This window comes from Mycobacterium sp. UM_Kg27 (assembly GCF_000972905.1).
Lineage (GTDB): Bacteria > Actinomycetota > Actinomycetes > Mycobacteriales > Mycobacteriaceae > Mycobacterium.
The window spans coordinates 1-8,578 of record NZ_JRMM01000164.1 but is presented as its reverse complement, the minus strand read 5'-3'; the positions used below and the strand labels follow the sequence as shown (position 1 = coordinate 8,578).

General features: G+C 66.4%; 8 protein-coding genes and 2 pseudogenes. 3 read left to right on the top strand and 7 right to left on the bottom strand.

All coding sequences use genetic code 11. From position 1 onward, the window contains the following. The 6 genes and pseudogenes from LI94_RS19005 to LI94_RS18980 form a co-directional block, all read right to left on the bottom strand. Positions 1–602, bottom strand: a pseudogene (locus LI94_RS19005) (lipid-transfer protein); the annotation flags it as partial. Then, on the bottom strand, positions 602–994 hold the full coding sequence (locus tag LI94_RS19000) for a MaoC family dehydratase (protein WP_164518028.1): 393 nt from the start codon (positions 992–994) through the stop codon (positions 602–604). The pseudogene LI94_RS19005 and the gene LI94_RS19000, both read right to left, overlap by 1 nt. A 5-nt stretch (positions 995–999) precedes the next feature. Further along, entirely contained in the window at positions 1,000–1,977 is a 978-nt protein-coding gene (locus LI94_RS18995; RefSeq protein ID WP_024443508.1) for a bifunctional MaoC family dehydratase N-terminal/OB-fold nucleic acid binding domain-containing protein, read from the bottom strand. Between the two features lie 14 nt (positions 1,978–1,991). Next, complete coding sequence (fadE29, locus tag LI94_RS18990; RefSeq protein WP_046302171.1) at positions 1,992–3,155, bottom strand: acyl-CoA dehydrogenase FadE29; 1,164 nt, start codon at positions 3,153–3,155, stop codon at positions 1,992–1,994. Next, positions 3,156–4,160, bottom strand: coding sequence for an acyl-CoA dehydrogenase family protein (locus LI94_RS18985; protein WP_046302170.1), 1,005 nt, complete (start codon positions 4,158–4,160; stop codon positions 3,156–3,158). 36 nt (positions 4,161–4,196) lie between these two features. Beyond that, positions 4,197–5,447: a cytochrome P450 gene (locus LI94_RS18980; RefSeq protein ID WP_046302169.1), complete on the bottom strand. Its 1,251-nt coding sequence runs from the start codon at positions 5,445–5,447 to the stop codon at positions 4,197–4,199. A 183-nt stretch (positions 5,448–5,630) separates the two neighbouring features. Here LI94_RS18980 and LI94_RS18975 point away from each other — a divergent pair, with 183 nt between their 5' ends. The 3 genes from LI94_RS18975 to LI94_RS18965 are packed head-to-tail and all read left to right on the top strand — an operon-like array spanning position 5,631 to position 7,669. Continuing rightward, on the top strand, positions 5,631–6,782 hold the full coding sequence (locus LI94_RS18975) for a steroid 3-ketoacyl-CoA thiolase (RefSeq protein ID WP_024443504.1): 1,152 nt from the start codon (positions 5,631–5,633) through the stop codon (positions 6,780–6,782). Then, entirely contained in the window at positions 6,782–7,171 is a 390-nt protein-coding gene (locus LI94_RS18970; RefSeq protein WP_046302168.1) for a hypothetical protein, read from the top strand. The genes LI94_RS18975 and LI94_RS18970 overlap by 1 nt, the downstream gene beginning before the upstream one ends. A 9-nt stretch (positions 7,172–7,180) precedes the next feature. Next, positions 7,181–7,669, top strand: a complete 489-nt coding sequence (locus LI94_RS18965) for a nitroreductase family deazaflavin-dependent oxidoreductase (RefSeq protein ID WP_046302167.1) — start codon at positions 7,181–7,183, stop codon at positions 7,667–7,669. 265 nt (positions 7,670–7,934) lie between these two features. Here LI94_RS18965 and LI94_RS25115 read toward each other — a convergent pair. Next, a pseudogene (locus tag LI94_RS25115) lies at positions 7,935–8,578 on the bottom strand (hypothetical protein); the annotation flags it as partial.

Genomic DNA, 8,578 nt, shown 5'->3' with positions numbered 1-8,578 from the left:
TGTATAAGAGACAGGTCCTCGATGGTGATCGGCTTGCCGTAGAAGTGCGCCTTGGGGTTGGTCGCCGCGTGCTTGCGGTCGGCCACCGACACCACACCGAAATCCGCACTGGTGGCGCCGTATTCGTGCATGTAACGCTGGGCGATCATCGCCACCGAGGCCGCCGGGGTGCTCAGGCCGTGCGGATACGACCAGCTGTACTCCACGCCGCGCGAGTCGGCGTTGACTGTCAAACCGGTCATCACCTGGCCGAACCGGAACTCCGAGCGCTCATTGAAGGCACGGTAAGCGACGACCACCTCGGCAACACCAGTCGCCACCGCCAGAGCGGCCTGCTGCACGGTCGCCGCGGCGGCACCACCGCCGTAGCCGATCTGGGAGAAGAACGTCAGCTCACCGATCCCGGTGGCACGCGCCACGGCGGTCTCCAGGTTGGAGTCCATGGTGAAGGTGACCAGGCCGTCGACATCCGAGGGCTTCAGGCCCGCATCGTCGAGGGCGTCGAGCACCGCCTCGGCAGCCAGGCGCAGTTCGCTGCGCCCGGATTCCTTCGAGAAGTCGGTCGCGCCGATTCCGGCGATAGCCGCCTTACCGGACAGCATCATTCCTCCCCGAGGGTGAGAGTGGCGGTGGCGATGACGTGGTCGCCAAGGCTGTTGTTGCCCACGACTTTCACGGTGATCAGGCCGTCTTCCACCGCCGTCACCTCACCGGAGAAGGTGACGGTGTCGTAGGCGTACCACGGCACACCCAGCCGCAGGCCGATCGAGCGGATCACGGCGTTGGACCCGGCCCAGTCGGTGATGTAGCGCTGCACCAGGCCGGTGTCGGTCAGGATGTTGACGAAAATGTCCTTGGAACCCTTGGCCTGCGCCTTGTCCCGATCGTGATGCACGTCCTGGTAGTCGCGGGTGGCGATCGCCGTGGAGACGATGAACGTCGGATCACCGTAGATCTTCAGCTCGGGCAGCTTGGTGCCCACGTCGACAGTCACAGCGCTCATGCCCCGTCTCCTTCCACAGGCTCCCAGGCGTACAGCGACCACGCCGGTCCGACATCGCTGGCAGGGAAATCGAGGAAGGTTGCGCGGACCGGCGTTCCGATCTTCACCGCGGCCGCGTCGGCGCCGCGGAGCTCACCGAGCATCCGCACGCCCTCCTCGAGCTCGACCAGCGCGATCACGAACGGCAAGCTGCGGCCGGGGACCTTGGGCGCGTGGTGCACCACGTAGCTGAACACCGTTCCCTTGCCGCTGGAAACGACATAGTCGGTGGTCTCGGTCTTGTCTTTCCAAACCGCCGGCACCGGCGGGTGCTGCAGGCTGCCGTCCGGGCGGAGCTGGATGCGCAGCTCGTGTGCGGCAACCCCGTCCCAGAAGTACTTGGAGTCCCGCGACCACGACGGGCGCATCATCTTGTCGGGGTCGAGATCCTCGTGTGCAACCGCTGCCGGCGTGGAGCCTTGTCCCGCCTTGTCGGCCGGCAGGAACTTCAGGATGCGCCAGATCATGTCAGCGACATTCTCTTCGCCCACCCACCAACGGATCTTCTGGGTGACGAAGTAGCCCTCGCCCAGGCCGGTCTTCTTGGGCCCCACTATGTCGGTCACCTCTGCGGTGACGCTGACTTCCTCGCCGGGACGCAGGTAGCGGTGATAGGTCTGCTCGCAGTTAGTAGCAACCACGCCGACATAGCCCGCGCCGTCGAACAGTTCCATGACCTTGCCGAGGGGGTCATCGGCGGGGCGCTCCCCACCCAGGCCCATCATCGTCCACACCTGGATCATGGCCGGCGGAGCGACGATTCCGGGATGCCCGGCCGTCTGCGCGGCTGCCTCGTCGGTGTAGATCGGGTTGGTGTCGCCGATCGCGTCGACCCAGTGCCGAATCATCGGCTGGTTCACCGGATCCCGACCGGACCGCGGCTTGCTGCGGCCCGACGCCAGTATCTGCTCGATCCCGGTGGAAAGGTCGCTCATCACCTCTCCTCGACTCATCGTGACACCCGTGGAACGTTCAGCCCAGAAGCGGCGATCATCTCGCGCATGACCTCGTTGACGCCGCCGCCGAAGGTGATCACCAGGTTGCGCTTGGCCACCTTGTCCAGCCAGACGAGGACTTCAGCGGTCTCGGGGTCCGCCGGGTTGCCGAATCTGCCGACGATCTCCTCAGCGAGTCGATTGACTTCCTGGATGCGTTCGGTGGAGAACACTTTGGTGGCCGCCGCGTCGGCGACTGCGATGTTCTCGCCAGAGGCTGCCACCTGCCAGTTGAGCAACTCATTGATACGCCAGATCGACTTGATCTGCGCCAGCAGATGTTTCACGTCGTCGTGCTCGATAGGCGTGACGCCGTCCGACCCCGGCTTGGACGCCCAGTCGTGTACCTGGTCGTAGATGCCGGCGATGCGACCAGCCGGCCCCAGACCGACCCGCTCGTGGTTGAGCTGCGTCGTGATGAGCTTCCAGCCACCGTTCTCCTCACCAACCAGCATGTCGGCGGGTACGTGCACATCGTTGTAGTACGTCGCGTTGGTGTGATGGGCCCCGTCGGACAGAATGATCGGAGTCCAGGAGTACCCGGGATCCTTCGTGTCGACGATGAGAATCGAGATGCCCTTGTGCTTGGCAGCGGTCGGGTCGGTTCGGCAGGCCAGCCAGATGTAGTCGGCGTCGTGAGCGCCGGTGGTCCACATCTTCTGCCCGTTGACGATGTATTCGTCACCGTGCTTGACCGCGGTCGTCCGCAGTGACGCGAGATCGGTGCCGGCGTCGGGCTCGGAGTAACCGATCGCGAAATGTACATCGCCGGAAAGAATTCCAGGCAGGAACTTCTTCTTCTGATCTTCGGTACCGAGCGCCTGCAGTGTTGGGCCGACAGTCTGCAGGGTGACCATCGGCAACGGGATGTCAGCACGGTTGGCCTCGTTGATGAAGATCTGCTGCTCCACCGGGCCGAATCCCAGGCCGCCATACTCCTTGGGCCAACCGACGCCCAACTTGCCGTCGCTGCCCATCCGCTTAATCACCGCACGGTAGGCCTCGTTGTGCCGATCCGACTCCATCGCCTGCGCCTCTTCGGGCGTGATGAGGGTCGAGAAGTACTCTCGCAGTTCGGCTTGCAGCGCCCGCTGCTCGGGTGTCAGGTCGATGAACATTTACGCTCCCACCAAGTCGAGGCGGTGCACCGGACCACCCAAGAGCCGGGTCAAGTCTTTGATCGAGGAGTAGTAGCGGTCCATCGGGTACGTGATGTCCATGCCCATTCCGCCGTGCAGGTGGTGGCAGAGTCGCATGGCCGGTGCAGCCTGCGAGGTCAGCCAATAGCCCAGGATGCCGAGATCATCGCCGGCGTCAAGACCTTGAGCCAACCGCCAAATCACTGATGTCGACAGCAAGTCAATGGTCCGCGACGCGATGTAAACCTCGGAAAGCTGCGCGGCCACCGTCTGGAACGTCGACAGCGGACGGCCGAACTGCTCGCGGGTGGCGACGTAGTCGGCGGTCAACCGCAGGGCGCCGGCCACCAGTCCGGCCCCGAACGCCCCGGTGGCGGCCAGCGCCAACTGGTTGACCCGGGCAACGCTGGCGCCGTTGAGCACGTCGGCATCCTCGATCGCGACGTCGGCAAACGTCACCACGTACTCGTCGGATCCGTTGGAGGTCGGTGTCTTGGTGATCGTGACGCCGTCGGCATCCGGGGCGACTACCACCACCGCCTTATCAGCAGTGACGACCAACCAAGCCGCCGTCTGGGCATAGGAAACACCGGTCTTGATGCCGTTGAGCTTTCCGCCCGCAAAGCTGGTCTTGGGGTACTCCGGCAGCTGTCGGCCGGGTTCGTTCAGCGCGGCCGAGAGCACCGCACCGGTGGGCACTCCCGACAGATACCGGTCCTGCTGGCTGTCGGACGCCAGGTCCAGCAGCGGGATCAACCCCAGCCCCAACGTCGCCAGCGCAGGACCGACGGTGCCATGACGGCCGATCTCGGTCAGCGCGGTGGCCAGCTCCGACAGGCCCAGACCGTCTCCACCGAGTCGTTCTGGCACGCCCAGCGCCGCGACGCCGCCGGCTACCAGCGCATCCCAGCTGTTGTCTCGGTCGAGCACCGACGTCACCACATCGGCGACCGCCTGCTGCTCCGGGTTCGGTGTGAAATCCACCCGAATCCTCCTTGATTCGTCTAGCCGTCAGGGTGCTCAGTGCGCGACCGGGCACGCACCCGAGTAATCAACCGGCCAGTGCTTGATGCCGTTGAGCCAGCCCGACTTCAGCCGCTCCGGCTCGCCGATCGGCTTCAGGTCGGGCATGTGATCGGCGACGGCGTTGAAGATCAGGTTGATGGTCAGGCGGGCCAGGTTGGCGCCGATGCAGTAGTGCGCCCCGGTGCCGCCGAAGCCGACGTGCGGGTTCGGGTCACGAAGGATGTTGAAGGTGAACGGATCGTCGAACACCTCCTCGTCGAAGTTGGCCGACCGGTAGGACATCACCACGCGCTCGCCGGCCTTGATCTTGACGCCGGAGATCTCGGTGTCTTCGCTTGCCGTGCGCTGGAATGCCGAAACCGGAGTGGCCCAACGGATGATCTCGTCCACGGCGGTCTGCGGCCGTTCCCGCTTGAACAGCTCCCACTGGTCGGGGTTCTGCGAGAACGCGACCATGCCGTGCGTGATCGAGTTGCGGCTGGTCTCATTGCCCGCGACCGCCAGCATGATGACGAAGAAGCCGAACTCGTCATCGCTGAGCTTCTCGCCGTCGATGTCGGCCTGGATCAGCTTGGTCACGATGTCGTCGGTGGGGTTCTTGCCCCGCTCCTCGGCCATCTTCATGGCGTAGGTGATGACCTCGAACGACGACATCGCCGGGTCGACGCCGGCGTACTCCGGGTCCTCGCCGGCGGTCATCTCGTTGGACCAGCGGAACAACTTGTCCCGGTCGTCCTGGGGCACACCGAGCAGTTCGGCGATGGCCTGCAGCGGCAGCTCGCAGGACACCTGCTCAACGAAGTCGCCGGTGTTGGACGCCGCGGCGGTCTGAGCGATCTTCTGCGCTCGCGCCTTCAACTCGTCCTCAAGCCGCGAGAGCGCACGGGGAGTGAAGCCGCGGGAGATGATCTTGCGCAGCCGGGTGTGGTGCGGCGCGTCCATGTTCAGCAGGACCGCGCGCTGCAGGTCGACCGCCTCACGGGTCATCTCCTGCGGCCAGACCGGGATCGCGCCGTTCATCGCGCTGGAGAAGACGTCGCTGCGCAACGAGACGTCCTTGACGTCCTTGTGCTTGGTCACCAGCCAGTAACCCTTGTCCCCGAAACCTCCGGTTCCGCCGGGGACGTCGACCCAGCGCACCGGTTCGGACTTCCGCAGCTCGGCGAGCTCGTTGACCGGTAGGCCCTTGAGGCTCATCTCGGAGTCGAGGAAGTCGAAGTCGCTGGGAATGGCGGGGCAGCCCATGTGTCTACTCCTAGAGTGTTCGGTAGGTAACTGTGTTGGGTTTGACGACGTTTGATCGATCAACCGCCGAACAACGCCGTCTAGTGCCTGATTGCGACCATTGAAACACGGCCCGACCGCAGATCAAAGGCAGTGCCGCATCGTCGCTTGTCAGACTAATGAAACGTGTTCTAGCCTGGCCGCATGGGTAATCCTGTCATCGTTGAAGCCACCCGCAGCCCCATCGGTAAACGTAATGGCTGGTTGTCCGGCCTGCATGCCACCGAACTGCTCGGGGCGGTGCAGAAGGCACTGGTCGCGAAGGCCGGCATCGACGCGGGAATCGTCGAGCAGGTGATCGGCGGCTGCGTCACCCAGTTCGGCGAGCAGGGCAACAACGTCACCCGGCAGTCCTGGCTGGTGGCCGGGCTGCCCGAGCATGTCGGCGCCACCAGCATCGACTGCCAGTGCGGCAGCGCACAGCAGGCCAACCACCTGATCGCCGGCCTCATCGCCAGCGGCGCCATCGACATCGGCATCGCCTGCGGGATTGAGGCGATGAGCCGCGTGCCGCTGGGGGCGAACGGCGGCGGCGCCCGCGCAGCGTCCTGGGACATTGACCTGCCCAACCAGTTCGAAGCGGCCGAGCGCATCGCTAAGCGCCGGGGCATCACCCGCGCCGACGTGGACGCACTGGGGCTGCGGTCTCAGCAGCGGGCCAAACAGGCCTGGGCCGAGGGTCGGTTCGACCGGGAGATCTCCCCGATCGAGGCCCCGGTGATCGACGAGAACAAGCAGCCCACCGCCGAGCTGAACATCGTCAGCCGCGACCAGGGTCTGCGCGACACCACGGCCGAAGGCCTCGCGGCGCTGAACCCCGTGATGGAGGGCGGCATTCACACCGCCGGTACCTCGTCGCAGATCTCCGACGGCGCCGCCGCGGTGCTGTGGATGGATGAGGACAAGGCCAAAGCTCTCGGTCTGCGGCCGCGGGCTCGCATCATCAGCCAGGCCAACGTCGGCGCCGAAACCTACTACCACCTCGACGGCCCGGTGCAGTCCACCGCGAAGGTGCTGGAAAAGGCCGGCATGAAGATCGGCGACATCGACCTGGTCGAGATCAACGAGGCGTTTGCCTCGGTGGTGTTGTCCTGGGCAGCGGTGCACAAGCCGGACATGGATCGGGTCAACGTCAACGGCGGGGCGATCGCGCTGGGCCACCCGGTGGGTTCCACCGGCAGCCGGCTGATCACCACGGCGCTGCACGAGCTCGAGCGCACCGACTCCTCGACCGCGCTGATCACCATGTGTGCCGGCGGAGCGCTGTCCACCGGCACCATCATCGAGCGCATCTAGTGGTTCCGGTTCCCGAGACTGACCGCATCGCAGCGGCCCAGGCCTACATCGACGCGCTGGTCAGTCACGACGCTTCGGCGGTCCGGTTCGCACCCGACTGCGTCCGGATCGAGGTCGGACTCAAGACCGGGTTCTCGGGAAATCACTTGCGCCGCAGCCTCAACCGCGGTCCGCAGTTCCGGCTGATCTCGGCCGCCACGTTGCCCACGTACAGCATCGACGGCGACGACGTGCGGGCGGTCTACGACATCATCACCAAGCCGTCGCTGTTCGGACTCCGGGTGTGCTCGCATGTCGATGAGGTTTTCCGGATCCCCGCTGACAGCCCGGACGGTACCGCCGTGATTCACCACATCCGCGCGGGGATCCGTCCGTTCATCCACCGCTAGAGTGAGCCCGTGAGCAAGCCAGACATTCCCGAGAAGCCGAAGTCGCTGGATTCGCCGGTCACCGGGACGGTGATCAAGTGGATGTCGCGGGCCAACACCTGGGCCTACAAGGCAACCGGCGGCCGCGTCGGCGGTAAGTGGCGGTTGGGCACCAAGCACTTCGGTGAGGTTCCCGAGGTCGGCATTCTTACCACCACCGGACGCAAGTCCGGTCAGCCGCGGGAGTCCCCGCTGTTGTTCCTGCGCGAAGGTGACCGGGTGATCCTGGTGGCTTCGCAGGGCGGGCGCGCCACCAACCCGATGTGGTATCTGAACCTGAAGGCCGACCCGCAGGTGTCCTTCCGGATCCGCAGCGAGGTGCTGTCGCTGCGTGCCCGCGACGCCAGCGAGGCCGAGCGGGCCGCCTACTGGCCCAAGCTCGACAAGATGTACCCCGACTTCGCCAACTACCGGGCCTGGACCGATCGGGAGATCCCGATCGTCATCTGCGAGCCCTAGGGAGTTACCCGTCGGCGGCGCCTGACCACGGCCCGCGAGGGCCGTCGGCCCGCTCGCCCGCGGCATTCCCCGCGACGAAGCACTTGGTCACGCCCGGTGCGCCGTCGCGCAGCGCCGGGCTGTGACGGCGCGGGCAACGACGTCAGACGCGCCGAGGCGGTGGCCGGTTCCTCCGGTTCCCCAGCTTCCCAGACAGCGACGAGGCCCCCACGACTGGTGCGTGGGGGCCTCGCTGCTTGCCGGGCGGTTCCGGACCGGACTCCGATCAGTAGTTCGCGCCGTACGCGCCGGGGTGACCCATGCTGCCGCCCTTACCGGCGCCGCCGTCGGATCCATCCTGGCCATTGGGGCCGCCGACACCTCCGGCTCCACCTTTACCGCCGACGGTACCCGCAGCGCCGCCGGTACCACCGGGTCCGCCCTGGCCGCCGCTCGGGTGTTCCTCGGTCCCTTGGCCGCCGGTACCACCGGTACCACCGCCGCCGCCGGTCCCAGCACTACCGCCGTTGCCGCCGTTACCGCCGGCACCTGTGGTGCCATTGGCCGCTGTGCCACCGTTACCACCCGCACCGCCGTCAGCGCCGATACCGCCGCCGCCGCCGGGGCCGCCCTGGTAGCCGGTGCCACCGCCCGCTTCTCCGGTCTCACCGCTCTGGCCCGGGCCGCCACGACCGCCGGTGCCACCGACACCGCCGTTACCGCCGGCGCCACCGTTGCCCGAGTTCCAGCCGCCCATGCCGCCGTCGCCGCCGACTCCACCGACGCCGCCGATCCCGCCGGTGTAGCCCGGGCCGCCCTTGTCGGGCGAGGTGCCACCAGTCGTGCCTTGGCCGCCGGCCCCACCGTTGCCGCCTTTACCGCCGTCGCCGTCGGGTCCGGCGTTGCCGCCCTTGCCGCTGTCTCTTATAC